Origin of the sequence: Antarcticibacterium flavum (genome assembly GCF_006159205.1) — a bacterium.
Classification (GTDB): domain Bacteria; phylum Bacteroidota; class Bacteroidia; order Flavobacteriales; family Flavobacteriaceae; genus Gillisia; species Gillisia flava.
The window spans coordinates 498,681-512,674 of record NZ_CP040812.1 but is presented as its reverse complement, the minus strand read 5'-3'; the positions used below and the strand labels follow the sequence as shown (position 1 = coordinate 512,674).

Here is a 13,994-nt window from a genome sequence, read left to right as displayed (position 1 = left end):
GATCCGAAGGTCAGGATATATTTTTGAATATTATAGAGTTACTATTGCATTGCACTAAGAGCGTCTATAAGATTTGATTTCTTATGCCTGCTCAATGGGATTTGCTGTTTGTCTATTTCAATATTCTTACTGTTATAGCGCTCCACCTTCTCAAGGTTTACTATATATGATTTATGGATGCGCAGGAACTGGTCCCGGGGTAATTGTTCTTCAAAGGATTTCATAGTAGCAAGAACTACAAAGGTATCCTTCTCTGTCACAAATTTCACATAGTCACCCAGAGCTTCTATATATTTTAGTTTGTTTAAAAATACCTTTCGGTTCTTCAGGTTGCTCTTTACGAAAATGAAATTTTCATCTTCCAGGGGAGTTCCATGGGTTTTTAAGTTGTGAAGGTTAATTGCCTTACTCACTGCATTATTGAACCTTTCTTTGCTTACAGGTTTATGTATATAATCTACAGCATCATAATCAAAGGCCTTAAACGCGTATTTGGTCTTCCCGGTAACAAAGATGATCTGTGGTTTATTTGGCAGGTCATCCAGCAGTTCAAACCCGGTAAGGATAGGCATTTCTATATCAAGAAAAATAAGATCAACCTCTGTATCCAGCAGGCCATTTTTGGTCTCAATGGCGTTGTTGTACTCGGCTACCAGCTTTAAATTTGGATGGTCTTTGATGAGCTTAACAATCGACAGGCGTTGTAAACTTGAATCATCAACTACAGCACATTTAAGTAAAGTTTCTTCCACGGTAAAAGGTTAAGTCTAAACAATATTAAACATTAAATTTTATTAATACAAGATAAATATGAATTTCATCGATTAAAAATGTACTTTGCCGTGTGAGAAAGGCTTTGCGGTTATAAAAAAACATGTTACTTTTGCAGCCAATTTAATTTAAATCATATTTTATGAATCATTATGAAACTGTTTTCATCTTGAATCCCGTTTTATCTGATGACCAGATAAAGGAAACAGTTAAGAAATACGAAGATTTTCTTGTTTCTAACGGTGCCGAGATGATATCCAAAGAGAATTGGGGGCTTAAAAAACTTGCTTACCCAATCCAACACAAAAAGAGTGGTTTCTATCACTTATTTGAATTCAAAGCTCCGGGAGAGGCTATAAATCCTCTTGAGGTTGAATTTAGAAGAGATGAGCGCATGATGCGTTATCTTACTGTAAAGCTTGACAAGCATGCAGCTGCCTGGGCAGAAAAGAGAAGAAACAGAAACAAAGAAAAAGCGTAGTTATGTCATCTATTGAACAACAAGCAAAAGGTAAAAAAGACGGAGAGATTAGGTATCTTACTCCGCTTAACATAGAAACCAACAAAGCTAAAAAGTATTGTAGATTCAAAAGATCTGGTATCAAGTATATCGATTATAAGGATCCGGACTTTTTAATGAGCTTTGTAAACGAACAAGGGAAATTATTACCCCGTCGTCTAACAGGTACTTCTTTAAAATATCAGCGTAAAGTGGCTGTGGCTGTAAAGCGTGCACGTCATTTAGCATTAATGCCGTATGTTGGCGATTTATTAAAATAATTAGGAGGCAATTATGGAATTGATACTTAAAAAAGACGTAGAGAATTTAGGGTTTAAAGACGATTTGGTAACTGTGAAGAACGGTTATGCAAGAAACTTCCTAATTCCACAGGGATTTGCAACTTTGGCTACACCTTCTGCAAAGAAAGTATTGGCTGAAACTATGAAGCAACGTGCCTTCAAAGAGCAAAAGAATATCGAAGAAGCTAAGAAGCAAGCTGCCAAATTAAATGGACTTGAACTTAAGCTTACTGCAAAAGCAGGTGCCGGTGATAAAATGTTTGGATCTATTACAGATGCAGACCTTGCTGAGGCTTTGGCTAAAGAAGGGATCGAGCTGGACAAAAAATATATCACTATTGCAGGTGGTAACATTAAGCGTTTAGGACAATATGAAGCTACTTTGCGTTTTCACCGTGAAGTAATATCTACCTTCAACTTTGATGTTGTTGCTGAGGCATAATTGAAATAAGAATAGCTTAAAGGCCTACTCCCCGCGAGTAGGCTTTTCTGTTTAATAATGCGAAGTTTTATAAAAATTTTATTTTAGACTGAAGATGAAGTATACCCGCCTCACAAAAGAACAATTTGAAGAGCTACACCAGGAATTCATAAACTTTCTGGCCACCCAGTCCATTACTGCTGCAGAGTGGGAGTCTATTAAGAAGGATAAACCTGAAGTAGCAGAGGAAGAACTGGATATATTTAGTGACCTGGTATGGGAAGGCGTACTCGATAAAGTAGAGTACCTTGAACATTTTTCTGCAAATCAAATGTTCCTGTTCAATATCACCTCTATTCAAATTAATTTGATAGCTGTGAAGATCGAGAAGGATGATATTGATATTAGGACCCCTGCAGGTTACCAGTGGCTGCAAAAGAATTTAATGGATGATAGTGTAAATCTTTATACTTCTTCCAAAGTTCTTAAAGAGGACAGGAATAAGGATATTTTTGCTCTTATTCAACAAGGGGCCGTGATCACCAAAGGTGATCTATATAGGTACTTTGACACTGTTGTAAACGAAAGCTAACAGCTATTCGTAATGCAGTGATTCCACAGGGTCTTGTTTTGCTGCCTTGCTGGCAGGGTAACTGCCGGCCAGGATCGCCACCAGGATGGTAATCCCGGTTGCCCATAACATCGCCCTCCAGGGAGTCACAAAATCAAAACTAGCCGCTGTTGCCACTGCATATCCTATAAGTATTCCAAACAGGATTCCAAACAGGCCGCCAATTTGGCCTATGATAAGGGTTTCCATGAAGAATTGTGTGGCAATAGTACCCCTTTTAGCGCCCAGGGCTTTCCTAATCCCAATTTCCCGGGTACGCTCTGCTACAGATACGAGCATGATATTCATAAGGGCAATTGAGGAGCCAAAAATAGTAATGATGGAAATGATCCAGGCTGCCACATTGAGATAACCTGTAATTTGAAAGATCTGGTTTATAAGGTCATCACTACGTGCCATTCCAAAGTTATCCTCCTCCACAGGATTTAAACCCCTAATATTTCTGAAGGTAATAACAGCTTCACTTTGTGCGCCTTCCAGTTTTTCCTTGTCATCTACTTTCACACTAATATTATAATTAATATTTGGCTGTGTAAAAATGGAGCGGGCGATTTCTACGGGAATCAATACCCGTAGGTCCTGGTTATTCCCAAATGTGGATCCCTTGGATTCCAGGATTCCTATTACCCTGAATTTTGCGCCCCTTATACTAATAGTTTTATCAATGGGAGAAATGTCTTTAAAAAGTCCTGTAGCAAAATCGGCACCCAGGATGGCTACGTTATTATTATTCTGGATATCGAAATAGCTGAAATCGTGGCCTTCCTCGAGGTCCAGGCCCGAATTTGAAAGGAAATGTTCATTTACACCAAGAATGGAAACCTCAGGATCTGTTTTTTTATCTTCATATTTAACCTCTGCACCACTGGTCCCGGTAAAAGAGATGGAAGTTTGGGTGCCGGGGTATTCATAAACCTCTTTGAATTTCCTTACCTCGCGGTAAGAGATCACAGGGTGTACCTTTTCCCTTTGTCCGCCACCGCGTGCCTGGGCTGTAAAGGAATAACGCTGTAGATTAAAGGTATTTGCCCCCATGGATGCGAAATCACTGCTTATAGTGTTCTCCAGGGCGCTAACAGCACTTAAAATCCCTACCAGGGCAGTAATTCCTATGGCTATAATTAGGACTGTGAGAATAGTCCTGAGTAACTGACTTTTAATAGAGTCGAAAGCGATCCTAATATTTTCCTTAAGCAGTGGAAACATATAATTCTTTTAACTGGTCTACAGGATTAGACTAACAAGGAGGCTTAATGTTACTTAAAAACTGAAAATTGTTTGGGTTCGTATAAAAATTAAGATATTTGCAGCTCAAAAGTTCTGCTTTTTGTGGTCTTAAGGGTTACAGGGAGAGAACAGGAAAACAGCACATATCCATCATGGCACAAAAACCTTCCATTCCAAAAGGAACAAGGGACTTTACCCCGGTTGAAGTTGCAAAGCGCAATTATATTATAAACACTATAAGGTCCAAATTTGAGAATTTTGGATTTCAGCCTATTGAAACCCCCAGCTTTGAAAATTCTGATACCCTTATGGGTAAGTATGGAGAAGAGGGCGACAGGCTTATTTTTAAGATCCTCAACTCCGGGGATTATTTAAAAAAAGCTAATGAGGAGGCATATACCGAGAGGGATAGTACAAAATTAACTTCCTCCATAAGTGAAAAAGCTCTTCGCTATGATCTCACGGTGCCTTTTGCAAGATATGTAGTACAGCACCAAAGCGAACTTGAATTTCCATTTAAACGGTATCAAATTCAGCCGGTGTGGCGGGCCGACAGGCCCCAAAAAGGTCGCTTTAGGGAATTCTATCAATGTGATGCAGATGTTGTAGGGAGTGACAGCCTTTGGCAGGAGGTAGAATTTGTGCAGTTGTACGATGCTGTGTTTAGTGCCCTGCACTTAGAAGGAACCTTAATTAAGATTAATAATAGGAAAATACTTTCTGGTTTTGCTGAAGTGATTGGGGAGCAGGATAAGCTCATAGATTTTACCGTAGCCCTGGACAAGCTTGACAAGATTGGAAAAGATGGAGTGCAGAAGGAAATGCTCGAGAAAGGAATTTCAGCTGAAGCTTTGACGAAAATAGAACCGGTCTTTGGTTTAACGGGAACTTTTCAGGATAAGATGGATATTCTCAAGGATATCCTAAAGAATTCAGAAACTGGAAAAAAGGGAATTGAAGAGCTGGAATTTGTAGAAAATGCCGTGAAGGAGTTAGGACTGGAGACTGCAAGACTGGAACTTGATGTTACCCTTGCCCGTGGACTCAATTATTACACAGGGGCGATCTTTGAAGTGGGTGCACCTGCAAGGGTCAAAATGGGATCCATTGGAGGCGGTGGCCGCTATGATGATCTTACCGGCATCTTTGGATTAAAAAATATGAGTGGGGTTGGGATCTCATTTGGCCTGGATAGGATCTACCTGGTGCTTGAGGAGCTCAATCTCTTTCCTGAAACTGTAACTGTGTCTACCAAAATCATGTTCATTAATTTTGGAGAGAAGGAAGGGCTGTATGCCCTAAGAGCTGTGAATGCCTTACGCAAGGAGGGAATAGTTGCTGAGCTCTATCCCGATCCCGCCAAAATGAAAAAACAAATGAATTATGCCAATAAAAGGCAAATTCCATTTGTTGTGCTGGCAGGTGCCGAGGAAATGGAGGCTCAAAAATACGGCCTTAAGAATATGAACACAGGAGAACAGGAGAAGATCAATTTAGAGGAACTTATCTCCAGGATATCATAAAAAAAACCGGGATTTCTCCCGGTTTTTTTGTTATAGCTTTAATTAACCGCCATATTGCTCTATCATTTCCCGTTGCATTTCTTCTATGCCTTCCACACCATAAAGAACCAGCATTACTATATTGGCAATGATCACCAGGACACTTAAGATAACCCCGATAATGGCCAGAATCCTTCCGGTTTTTACATTTTGATAGCCGGTATAGGCTTCCGGGTTAGAGTTATAAAGATCTGTGGCTTTCTTAGAAAGGACCAGGGCTACTATTCCAAAGATTAAACCCACTACTCCCCAGCAGCAACATCCCACAATGGATAAGATGCCAAATACGAGAATAAGGGTTGCATTAGGAAGTTGTTGTCGTTCTGTGTTGTGAATTTCCATAAAGAGTTGGTTTGGTTAATTGATTAGTTGAAACATTTTAAATAAATAATTGCCCACCAGGATAGCAGCTGTTATAATAACCAGCCCCATCTTGATGATAAAATCATTTTTAAATTTATAAAACAGGTTAAAAAGCACAAAAGCAAGGAGTAAAAGGATAGGGTAGATGGGAGGGAATAATTTGAAAGCAGCTCCAAATTCCCCTTTTAAGAGAAGCAGCAGTGCTCTTTGGCCACCACAACCATAACAATCCAGCCCAAAAATCTCCTTATTTAAACAAGGGAGCAAGAATTCCTCCATGATAATTTCGTTCTTTTAATTTGAAATTATCACTTTTTTAGAAATTACGGTGTCATCTATGGATTTTATTTTCACAATGTAAACTCCCTTGACAAGATTATCTGTCCTTAGCTCATAAGTTGTAGTGCCTTTTTCTCCCTGAATTTCAAATATTCTTTTACCTGAAATATCAAAAAGCCTGATACGTTCGGCAGTAAATTGAGGTTCTATTCTAATTTCCAGCCTTTTTTCCCTGTTATTTTGAAATATGTTAACCAGGTTAGGGCCTACGGGCGGTAATTCCTCACCGGCTGCTTCACCTGCGTTAAAGGTTATGAAAAATCTTTCAAGATGGGTTCCCTGCTCCGGAAAAAGAACGGCAGCACCCGCCTGCAGGTCGTGGTAAACCTGCATTTCCTTGTCTAATAGAAATAAAGGAAGCCTGAAGTTTTCTTTTTCTGATATTTCTACACTTACCATAGAAGAATCCGCAATATCCAGCAGGATAGGTATCTCTGCAGCTTCTTGATGTGGCCTTACGTCTATGAGAAAGGCTTCATCCTGCAACCACCAGCCGGCATCTGTTACCAGAGGGGTAAGATTACGGGCATCCATAGCCAGATCAAAGCCAGGAGTGGAATCTTCCCTCAAAGCCAGTAACAACTGCCGGGTATAAGAAGGGAATTTCACATTGAATCTTATAATGGAAGTAGTGTGTTCTGGTTCATTATTATTTGCTGTTGTTTTAAATTGTGATACCCGGGGAGCTTCTTTTTGGAAAACCCTGTATTCATTCCTGAAAAAGAATGCCCCGTTTTGTGCTCCTTCCACAATAAAACCCTGGCCAATAGGGGAGAATCTACGAGCGTAGTTACCACCTGTTGCACCTGTTTCCTGAAGCGGATTCCCGGCCTGGTCATAGGAGTAGAAGACCGCAGGTACATAACCGTTATTTCCTGCAGCAGGAGAGTAAGCTCCATAGCCTCCCTGGTAATCCTGCAGGTAATGGGAGTTAACTTCTTTCGAATCCCAGAAATAAGCAATCCCTGTAATGTTAGTGTTATCTGTCAAAAATGCATTGAGGTCCAGGGCAGAGGGATAGGGGTTGCCAACGAGTTTTATCTCATCTTTTTTTATTTGCAAAGGGAACAATCCACTGTTAGGCCTTCCTCTAAAATCATAGCGTTGAGCATTTCCCGGGTTATTGGGCACCCCATAAAGGCTAACATTTAAATTTTTGCCGTTTACACCCTTCATTGTAAAGCCCTCGCCAGGCTGTATATCAAAAGTATTTCCTGCAAACTGCCAGTCACCGTAATTACTCCCGTCAAGGGTGTAGACCCACCGGGAGGAAATAGTTAAGGGTTGAGCCTGCCCATCCAACCCTGTGGTGATAATTGCTTTTTGGCTCTCAAGTGTAGTTAGTGGCTCATAAAGAATTTCACCAAAAGAAGGATGCGGGGAAATACTTTGTACAGGAGATGCCCAATAGTTGTAACTATAAGCCGAGGCAGTACCTTCCTGGAAAACAGAGAGTTTTCCATCTCCTGTATTGGGCATATTCTGGCTGCCTTGTAAGAGCTGGGCTTCCTTCCTTAAATAGATGCTGGCTATCCCACCGGGGTTGGCTTTGGTATGAATGTTCTTTTGAACAAACAGCAATTCCCCTTCAGAATAAATAAAGGCCGGTTCACTTCCCCGGGGCTGGATGTGAAGTTGGGAAATGCCGTAAAATGGCAGTAATAAAAATGCTATGATGTATATTTGTCTCATATTGCCAATTATCATTTTAAAGATAGGGCTATAGATAAAGTGTTTTTACTAATAAAAACATTTTAATTGCTAAAAATCAGTTAATTATGGACAGGAAGAATGGCCAGGTGATCAATACTATCCTCATAGTTGTAGGTGGGGGGATCTTAATTTATACCATTGCAATTGAGGAACCTCAAAAATATCTTCAAATAGCAGGATTTATATTAATTATGCTAGGGTTATACAGAGCTACTAATTATTGGGTAGAAACAAAAGACGATCATAAGATCGAAAAAGAGCAACAGGAAAAAGAAAATGAAATTTAAGATCAATGATAAGGTTGAGGTGCTGGATGATGCCTTAAGGGGTAAGGTCATTGACATTAATGGAGATCAAATTACCATTGAGACAACTGAAGGTTTTATGCTTCAGTTTCATGAGAATGAGCTGGTGGGAACAAATGACGAGCAAAGCCGGCTTATCTCCACTACAGATGTTAAAATTGCTGATGTTCTAAGGGAGAAACAAGGTTCTAAGAAGCCAAGATCCCAACGTATCAAGCCAAAGGAGCGAAATGCCCCTCCTATGGAAGTAGATCTTCACATAGAAAAACTTGTGAATTCTTATAGAGGGATGAGCAATTATGATATTCTAACCCTGCAACTGGATACTGCGAAACGACAAATAGAATTTGCCACCCGAAAGCGTATCCAAAAGATCGTATTCATACATGGAGTAGGAGAAGGGGTGCTTAAAGCTGAACTCGATTTCCTGCTGGGCCGTTATGATAATTTAAAATTCTATGACGCCGACTATCAAAAATACGGTGTAGGAGCTACAGAAGTCTATTTCTTTCAGAATTCCTGATCCTATCCTTCGTCAGGATTTTCTTCTTCTTCTTCTTCTTCTTCTTCTTCAGGTTCTTCGGTTCCGGCCGGTACAATAAGAGTGGGGGTGGTAGCGCCGGGAGAGAAGCTACCCAAAGTTTTTTCAGTGAAAGAGATTTCCTCGCCGTCACCACCCTGGTTCCTTAGCTTCAGGTTTCTTGCTTCAATGGTAGAGGAATAACGTACAGGGATGTTGTTCACAATATTGAAAGTTATCTCGCCGGTGAATCTTTCAGCAGTAAAGCGATCAAGATACCTTCTCAAATTTCCGCCTTCATTAAAAACCCGGTGAGGTTCCTGTATCTCCCCGGTGATTTCAAGGCGCGTTGGTACGCCGTCACCATCATCATCAGGGTCCAGGTAATTTGGTATCCCATCACCATCTGTATCCAAAAATCCATCAACTGTAGGATTTTCTCCTATTGCAATTCTTATCTCTTCTGAAGTTAACACATTGTCCCCGTCATCGTCAATATCAAGATAATCTGGGATCCCATCGCCATCTGTATCGCGGTTTGTGGCCATCCCTTCTTCTGCTGAAGGTATCCCGTCACCATCATGGTCCAGCTGATTATTTACCCGGTTATATGTAATCGAGGAGGATATAATGATCTCTCCGCCAACGCTTCTGTATTCCTGAAGTACACGCGGGGAAGCGGGGGGCACATCCCTGCAAAAATAATCATTGGGTATTTCGCCGTCATAAGTACGGTAGATCACTTCATTTGCCCCGCTCAGTGTGATCCTAATTGGTGCAATTTGTTCATTATCCAGCGGCACTCGTAAACTTTGTAGGCCACTTATGAGCCTCGAATTATCTGCAGACAAACCAGAGTTATTTATCTGGATGGAAAGGGTTTCATATACATTGCTGTTGTTGATGTGATAGAGAACCTTGTTTCTCTCATTGCTGCACATACCGCTAAAAGCCTGGTCTTCGAAATCAAAAGTAGTAATGATGATCTCCCCGTCATCACAGGAAGCGAATAGAAAAAACAAAAGGGCTATAAAGGGCAATGCTCTCATGGATATCATTTTCAACAAAAATAAACTTTTAAGAATTTATGGCAGAGCATCGACCTAATAATTTAAATTATTTTAATTTTGTTGCCCATGAAAAAAGTATACCTCGACAGCGCTGCCACCACCCAAATGCGGGATGAAGTCATTGAAAAAATGATTACCGTAATGAAAGAAAATTACGGAAACCCTTCATCTACACATGCATATGGAAGGTCATCTAAATCCTTAATTGAAAATGCCCGAAAGACAGTTGCCGGCATTTTAAATGTTTCTGCTTCTGAAATTATTTTTACTTCAGGAGGTACAGAGGCAGATAACCTGGCTCTTAATTCGGCCATACGAGACCTGGGTGTAAAAAGGATCATCACCTCAAGGATAGAACATCATGCCGTTCTTTATACCGTAGACCAATTAAAGAAATGTTTTGAGGTTGAGGTGGAATATGTAGGCCTTGATGAAAAGGGACAGGTGAAATTGTCCCATCTGGAGGAACTACTGCAAAATTCGGAAGCCAAAACCCTGGTGAGCTTAATGCACGTGAATAATGAAATTGGGAATATTCTGGATATTGAAGCGGCAGGTCAAATTTGCAAAAAATATAATGCGCTATTTCACTGTGATACAGTACAATCAATAGGCCATTTTAAACTGGACCTTCAAGCCTTGCCTGTGGATTTCACAGCAGTGAGTGCCCATAAATTCCATGGACCAAAAGGGGTGGGATTTGCTTTTGTGAGAAAGAACAGCGGACTTAAACCTCTTATCTTTGGAGGGGAGCAGGAGCGGGGACAACGTGCCGGTACAGAGAGTGTTCATAATATCGTGGGCCTGGAAGAAGCGCTTAAAATAGCATATAGTAACCTGGAAGAGGAAAAGGAATATGTAGCTTCGCTTAAAGGATATTTTATCGAGCAGTTAAAAGAAAATATTCCGGGAGTAAAGTTTAATGGGCTATGTGAAGATCCCGATAATAGTACTTACACTTTAATCAATGTTTGTCTACCGGTCACCCAGGAAAAAGCGCTTATGCTTTTGTTCCAGTTGGATCTAAAAGGTATTGCCTGTTCCAAAGGTAGCGCCTGCCAGAGCGGGAGCGATAAGGGTTCCCACGTGTTAAGTGCTTTCCTTCCTGAAGAAGACCTTCAAAAACCATCCTTGAGGTTCTCTATGTCCCATTATAACACACGGGAAGAGGTAGATTACGTGGTGGAGGTGCTAAGGGAGTTTGTTGAAGCGTAGGTGTTGTATACTGTATACTGTAATTGGGGGCTGGAGGTAAATTAGTGGCGGGGGAAATTGTTTTCTGTTTACCTTTTTCTGTTTTCCGTTTTCTGTTTTCCGTTTTCCGTTTTCTGTTTTCTGTTTGTCTGCTGAATAAACCACTAATTCACGAATATATTTGCTCCCTTTCTGCAATTAGTATTGGTTAATATTGGAAAAGGCCACAAATGGTAGAGCAATGCCATTTTTTATATGATGCCGAATTTCTTTTTCCGCCGGGAATAATTGATTTAGGATATGTGAACCATCCGGTTTGATTTCAAAAGTACTATCCGGCCAATATTAAAATTCCGTACCACATCCGCTAAGCATTACATTATACAATCTACAGTATACAGTATTCAAAAACCTACTTCCTAAAAAAAGTAGCCTCATAAGTGGAGCTGTTCCCAACATTATCGGTAACTATCACTTTAAGATTATTCTCGGTATCAGTAACAACACCGTCACTAAATTTATGAGTGAGGGTATTGTTCTTGTATTCATATTCCATTAGAATGAACTTTCCGTTTACCGTGGCCCTGTAGCTCTTTATTCCTGAAAGATCATCGGCTATACGTATCACCAGGGTGCTGTTCCCCGAGATCCACTGGCCGTTCTTAAAATTGACCGGAGTGATGGAAGGTGGCCTGGTGTCTTTTGCCAGGGTATAGGTGCCAAAGGTCCTAATTCCTGTAGTAAACCTGTCACCTTTTTTTGTAGTGGAGTTATAGGAAGGCCTGCCCCCGTAACCAAGACGGGCAATAAACATTTTCTCTCTTTCTTCTTGCGGGTAATCGCTTACATTAAATCCAAGGGTGATGTTACTGTGAATGGGAGTGTCATCTTTATGGAAATATATAGTGTCTCCCTGGAATTTTATGTCCAGGTAGGTGTCATCATACAGGCTGCCCTTTGGAATGTAAGCATCAATACCGTTCTCATCTACATTAAAAGCCTGGTTAGCCTGAACGAAATAATCGGTTTCAGGTTGGCGTTTTTCGGGTTTAACAGCAGGTTGTTTTCCCTGGATCTGTACTCTTACCATCTTTTCATTTCCGGAAAAGTCGGTTACCTTTATACTGTAAATATAATTAAGGCTGTCCTGTACATTGACAATTCCGCGATCTACTACAGTGTTATAGATGCTCAGGTGATTATTTGGTCCCACAAAAAGCTTTTTAACCCTGCTGCGGTTATTTGCATAATACTCATAATCTATAAGCTGGTTAAGATGTCTTGATTCATTAAATGAGAACCGGTCCATATTCATATCAAAAACAACATCCCCGTTAAGGTTGGCCTGGACCCTGTAAACCCCGTTATTATTTGCCGCAGCATCCTGCTTATCAATGGCAGAGATCCCAAAACCAATTTCTCCACAAGCGTCTATTTGTTCTGTCCTGAAGGAGCCGTCATTCAAAGGAATAAGCCTTATCCTTTGCCTGCGGGTAGAGCCGTTCACATGCGCATCTTCCCCAATAGGATATGCATATAAGCTATTGATGGTTGGTGGCTGGGAATCCTTTACATTGATCCCGAATAATTTTGGGTTCATAGGCCTTTGATTGCCATCCCGTATTTCGAAGTGAAGGTGTGGCCCGCCACTACCTCCTGTATTCCCGCTGTAAGCAACAAGGTCTCCCTGGTTAACCGGCAGGACACCTGCTTCAGGGTAGATTTCTACTTCATAGCTTTCCTGTGCGTATTGAATTTTCTTTATATAAGCTTCAATTTCCGGGGAGAATTCTTTTAAATGGCCATAGACCGTGGTGTAGCCGTTTGGGTGCTGGATATAAAGTGCTTTCCCGTATCCATAATGCTGTACGTTGATCCTGCTTACAAAGCCTCCTGCAGCAGCAATCACATTGAGGCCTTCCCGTTGCTGGGTTTTAATATCCAGGCCACTGTGAAAGTGATTAGACCTTAATTCGCCAAATGTGCCTGAGAGTACCAGGGGAACATCCAGCGGCTCCTGGAAGTATTCTTCGGGAACCTGAGGTTGTGCCCATAGGCCGCTAGTTATTATCAGTGAAAAAAGGGTAAAAATTTTCTTCGTCATACAATTGGTAATAGCAATTTTGGGGTGGGTAAAGATAATTAAACTTTTGTACAAAAATAATGCCCTGGTAATGTGCGGGGTAGAAGAATTTACATAGATTTTGAAAATAGATTTAAAAGTATTGGGAAATTTCAAGCGGTATGTTAACTTTGTATGAATAAGTAGCACGTTGAGCTTTTATGAGTGAATTGACAGAAATAGTTGATAATCTTGAAAATAGGATAAGTAAGTTACTTCACAAATATGAAGTGCTTAGACAACAACATCATTCTATACAGGAGGAATTAACAGCTGTTAAAAATGATAACACCAGGTTGATACAGGAAATTGAAAGTTCCCAGTCCCAGGTCCAAACACTTAAAGCAGCCAACGCGATGCTAGGCAGTAATGATTTCAAAAAAGAAACAAAGCTCAAAATAAACAGCTTAATAAGGGAAATTGATCAATGCATTGTTCAATTATCAGAATAGGAGAAAATAATGTCGGATTCGCTGAAAATAAAATTATCAATTGCAGACAGGGTTTACCCCCTTACCATAAAATCCCATCAGGAAGAAGGGCTTCGTAAGGCTGCAAAAAAAATTGAGGCGATGATCAAGCAATTTGAGCAGAGTTATGCCGTTAGGGATAAGCAGGATGTGCTGGCGATGTGTGCCTTGCAGTTTGCAGCCCAAACCGAGCAAAAAAGTATAGATAATCAAAGTGAAGTGGAACTTGCAGAAGAGAAATTGAGATCCCTCAATGAACTGCTGCAGCAACACTTAACCACTTAAGTTCTTTAAAATAAAAGAAGGTTTACTGCCTGTATTAGTCATTTTTTTGATAAACTCAACACGGATTCTTTAAAAAGGGTGAGTTTAAGTTGTAAAAGCGAGCCGTCTTTGAGCGGATACTTGATCAGCTTGTTAGCCCTATACTTGTTTTTAAGGAGTTTATACAAAATCGAAGCTAATACAGGCTTTTTTTTTACATC

General features: G+C 40.5%; 17 protein-coding genes and 1 other RNA gene. 11 read left to right on the top strand and 7 right to left on the bottom strand.

What is annotated here, in order from left to right:
• Positions 1-41 precede the first annotated feature (41 nt).
• On the bottom strand, positions 42-752 hold the full coding sequence (locus tag FHG64_RS02335) for a LytR/AlgR family response regulator transcription factor (protein WP_139064901.1): 711 nt from the start codon (positions 750-752) through the stop codon (positions 42-44).
• A gap of 161 nt (positions 753-913) precedes the next feature.
• On the opposite strand from FHG64_RS02335, the gene rpsF reads away from it, so the two are divergent.
• From rpsF to FHG64_RS02315, 4 genes are all read left to right on the top strand, one after another.
• Positions 914-1,252, top strand: a complete 339-nt coding sequence (gene rpsF, locus FHG64_RS02330; protein WP_139064900.1) for a 30S ribosomal protein S6 — start codon at positions 914-916, stop codon at positions 1,250-1,252.
• A gap of 2 nt (positions 1,253-1,254) precedes the next feature.
• A complete protein-coding gene (gene rpsR / locus FHG64_RS02325) occupies positions 1,255-1,551 on the top strand; it encodes a 30S ribosomal protein S18 (RefSeq protein WP_029036469.1) in 297 nt (98 codons plus the stop codon).
• Between the two features lie 13 nt (positions 1,552-1,564).
• Complete coding sequence (gene rplI / locus FHG64_RS02320) at positions 1,565-2,014, top strand: 50S ribosomal protein L9 (protein WP_139064899.1); 450 nt, start codon at positions 1,565-1,567, stop codon at positions 2,012-2,014.
• A 94-nt stretch (positions 2,015-2,108) separates the two neighbouring features.
• Positions 2,109-2,585 carry a DUF6495 family protein gene (locus tag FHG64_RS02315; RefSeq protein WP_139064898.1) on the top strand — a complete coding sequence of 159 codons (477 nt, stop codon included), beginning with the start codon at positions 2,109-2,111 and terminating at the stop codon, positions 2,583-2,585.
• Between the two features lie 3 nt (positions 2,586-2,588).
• Here the strand turns inward: FHG64_RS02315 and FHG64_RS02310 are convergent, their stop codons facing one another.
• Positions 2,589-3,830, bottom strand: a complete 1,242-nt coding sequence (locus FHG64_RS02310) for an ABC transporter permease (protein WP_139064897.1) — start codon at positions 3,828-3,830, stop codon at positions 2,589-2,591.
• 173 nt (positions 3,831-4,003) lie between these two features.
• Between FHG64_RS02310 and hisS the strand changes: the two genes are divergently transcribed.
• The gene (hisS, locus tag FHG64_RS02305) at positions 4,004-5,374 is read left to right on the top strand and encodes a histidine--tRNA ligase (protein ID WP_139067871.1); all 1,371 of its coding nucleotides are present in this window, start codon (positions 4,004-4,006) and stop codon (positions 5,372-5,374) included.
• Between the two features lie 42 nt (positions 5,375-5,416).
• Here the strand turns inward: hisS and FHG64_RS02300 are convergent, their stop codons facing one another.
• The 3 genes from FHG64_RS02300 to FHG64_RS02290 are packed head-to-tail and all read right to left on the bottom strand — an operon-like array spanning position 5,417 to position 7,807.
• Entirely contained in the window at positions 5,417-5,755 is a 339-nt protein-coding gene (locus FHG64_RS02300) for a CCC motif membrane protein (RefSeq protein ID WP_139064896.1), read from the bottom strand.
• A 15-nt stretch (positions 5,756-5,770) separates the two neighbouring features.
• The gene (locus FHG64_RS02295) at positions 5,771-6,055 is read right to left on the bottom strand and encodes a DUF2752 domain-containing protein (RefSeq protein WP_139064895.1); all 285 of its coding nucleotides are present in this window, start codon (positions 6,053-6,055) and stop codon (positions 5,771-5,773) included.
• Positions 6,056-6,070: 15 nt separating this feature from the next.
• Complete coding sequence (locus FHG64_RS02290) at positions 6,071-7,807, bottom strand: T9SS type A sorting domain-containing protein (protein WP_168191299.1); 1,737 nt, start codon at positions 7,805-7,807, stop codon at positions 6,071-6,073.
• Between the two features lie 86 nt (positions 7,808-7,893).
• Between FHG64_RS02290 and FHG64_RS02285 the strand changes: the two genes are divergently transcribed.
• Together FHG64_RS02285 and FHG64_RS02280 are read left to right on the top strand one after the other, a co-directional pair.
• Positions 7,894-8,115 carry a hypothetical protein gene (locus FHG64_RS02285; RefSeq protein ID WP_139064893.1) on the top strand — a complete coding sequence of 74 codons (222 nt, stop codon included), beginning with the start codon at positions 7,894-7,896 and terminating at the stop codon, positions 8,113-8,115.
• Positions 8,105-8,656, top strand: a complete 552-nt coding sequence (locus FHG64_RS02280) for a Smr/MutS family protein (RefSeq protein WP_139064892.1) — start codon at positions 8,105-8,107, stop codon at positions 8,654-8,656. The genes FHG64_RS02285 and FHG64_RS02280 overlap by 11 nt, the downstream gene beginning before the upstream one ends.
• A 2-nt stretch (positions 8,657-8,658) precedes the next feature.
• Here FHG64_RS02280 and FHG64_RS02275 read toward each other — a convergent pair whose 3' ends face one another.
• On the bottom strand, positions 8,659-9,702 hold the full coding sequence (locus tag FHG64_RS02275) for a hypothetical protein (RefSeq protein WP_139064891.1): 1,044 nt from the start codon (positions 9,700-9,702) through the stop codon (positions 8,659-8,661).
• A gap of 87 nt (positions 9,703-9,789) precedes the next feature.
• Here FHG64_RS02275 and FHG64_RS02270 point away from each other — a divergent pair, with 87 nt between their 5' ends.
• Positions 9,790-10,938: a cysteine desulfurase family protein gene (locus FHG64_RS02270; RefSeq protein WP_139064890.1), complete on the top strand. Its 1,149-nt coding sequence runs from the start codon at positions 9,790-9,792 to the stop codon at positions 10,936-10,938.
• Positions 10,939-11,329: 391 nt separating this feature from the next.
• On the opposite strand, the gene FHG64_RS02265 is transcribed toward FHG64_RS02270, so the two are convergent.
• A complete protein-coding gene (locus FHG64_RS02265; RefSeq protein ID WP_139064889.1) occupies positions 11,330-13,021 on the bottom strand; it encodes a M23 family metallopeptidase in 1,692 nt (563 codons plus the stop codon).
• 179 nt (positions 13,022-13,200) lie between these two features.
• Here FHG64_RS02265 and FHG64_RS02260 point away from each other — a divergent pair, with 179 nt between their 5' ends.
• The 3 genes from FHG64_RS02260 (at position 13,201) to ssrS (ending at position 13,955) form a co-directional block, all read left to right on the top strand.
• Positions 13,201-13,491, top strand: a complete 291-nt coding sequence (locus FHG64_RS02260; RefSeq protein WP_139064888.1) for a hypothetical protein — start codon at positions 13,201-13,203, stop codon at positions 13,489-13,491.
• 9 nt (positions 13,492-13,500) lie between these two features.
• Positions 13,501-13,794, top strand: a complete 294-nt coding sequence (locus FHG64_RS02255) for a cell division protein ZapA (protein ID WP_139064887.1) — start codon at positions 13,501-13,503, stop codon at positions 13,792-13,794.
• 53 nt (positions 13,795-13,847) lie between these two features.
• Positions 13,848-13,955, top strand: a non-coding RNA gene (gene ssrS, locus FHG64_RS02250) — 6S RNA.
• Positions 13,956-13,994: the final 39 nt, after the last annotated feature.

Excerpts from the sequence above, each read along its gene's own strand:
- rplI (WP_139064899.1), top strand. The coding sequence starts at position 1,565 with ATGGAATTGATACTTAAAAAAGACGTAGAGAATTTAGGGTTTAAAGAC.
- FHG64_RS02285 (WP_139064893.1), top strand. The coding sequence starts at position 7,894 with ATGGACAGGAAGAATGGCCAGGTGATCAATACTATCCTCATAGTTGTA.
- rpsR (WP_029036469.1), top strand. The coding sequence starts at position 1,255 with ATGTCATCTATTGAACAACAAGCAAAAGGTAAAAAAGACGGAGAGATT.
- hisS (WP_139067871.1), top strand. The coding sequence starts at position 4,004 with ATGGCACAAAAACCTTCCATTCCAAAAGGAACAAGGGACTTTACCCCG.
- FHG64_RS02310 (WP_139064897.1), bottom strand. The coding sequence starts at position 3,830 with ATGTTTCCACTGCTTAAGGAAAATATTAGGATCGCTTTCGACTCTATT.
- rpsF (WP_139064900.1), top strand. The coding sequence starts at position 914 with ATGAATCATTATGAAACTGTTTTCATCTTGAATCCCGTTTTATCTGAT.
- FHG64_RS02290 (WP_168191299.1), bottom strand. The coding sequence starts at position 7,807 with ATGAGACAAATATACATCATAGCATTTTTATTACTGCCATTTTACGGC.
- FHG64_RS02280 (WP_139064892.1), top strand. The coding sequence starts at position 8,105 with ATGAAATTTAAGATCAATGATAAGGTTGAGGTGCTGGATGATGCCTTA.
- FHG64_RS02315 (WP_139064898.1), top strand. The coding sequence starts at position 2,109 with ATGAAGTATACCCGCCTCACAAAAGAACAATTTGAAGAGCTACACCAG.
- FHG64_RS02300 (WP_139064896.1), bottom strand. The coding sequence starts at position 5,755 with ATGGAAATTCACAACACAGAACGACAACAACTTCCTAATGCAACCCTT.
- FHG64_RS02275 (WP_139064891.1), bottom strand. The coding sequence starts at position 9,702 with ATGAGAGCATTGCCCTTTATAGCCCTTTTGTTTTTTCTATTCGCTTCC.
- FHG64_RS02255 (WP_139064887.1), top strand. The coding sequence starts at position 13,501 with ATGTCGGATTCGCTGAAAATAAAATTATCAATTGCAGACAGGGTTTAC.
- FHG64_RS02270 (WP_139064890.1), top strand. The coding sequence starts at position 9,790 with ATGAAAAAAGTATACCTCGACAGCGCTGCCACCACCCAAATGCGGGAT.
- FHG64_RS02295 (WP_139064895.1), bottom strand. The coding sequence starts at position 6,055 with ATGGAGGAATTCTTGCTCCCTTGTTTAAATAAGGAGATTTTTGGGCTG.
- FHG64_RS02260 (WP_139064888.1), top strand. The coding sequence starts at position 13,201 with ATGAGTGAATTGACAGAAATAGTTGATAATCTTGAAAATAGGATAAGT.
- FHG64_RS02265 (WP_139064889.1), bottom strand. The coding sequence starts at position 13,021 with ATGACGAAGAAAATTTTTACCCTTTTTTCACTGATAATAACTAGCGGC.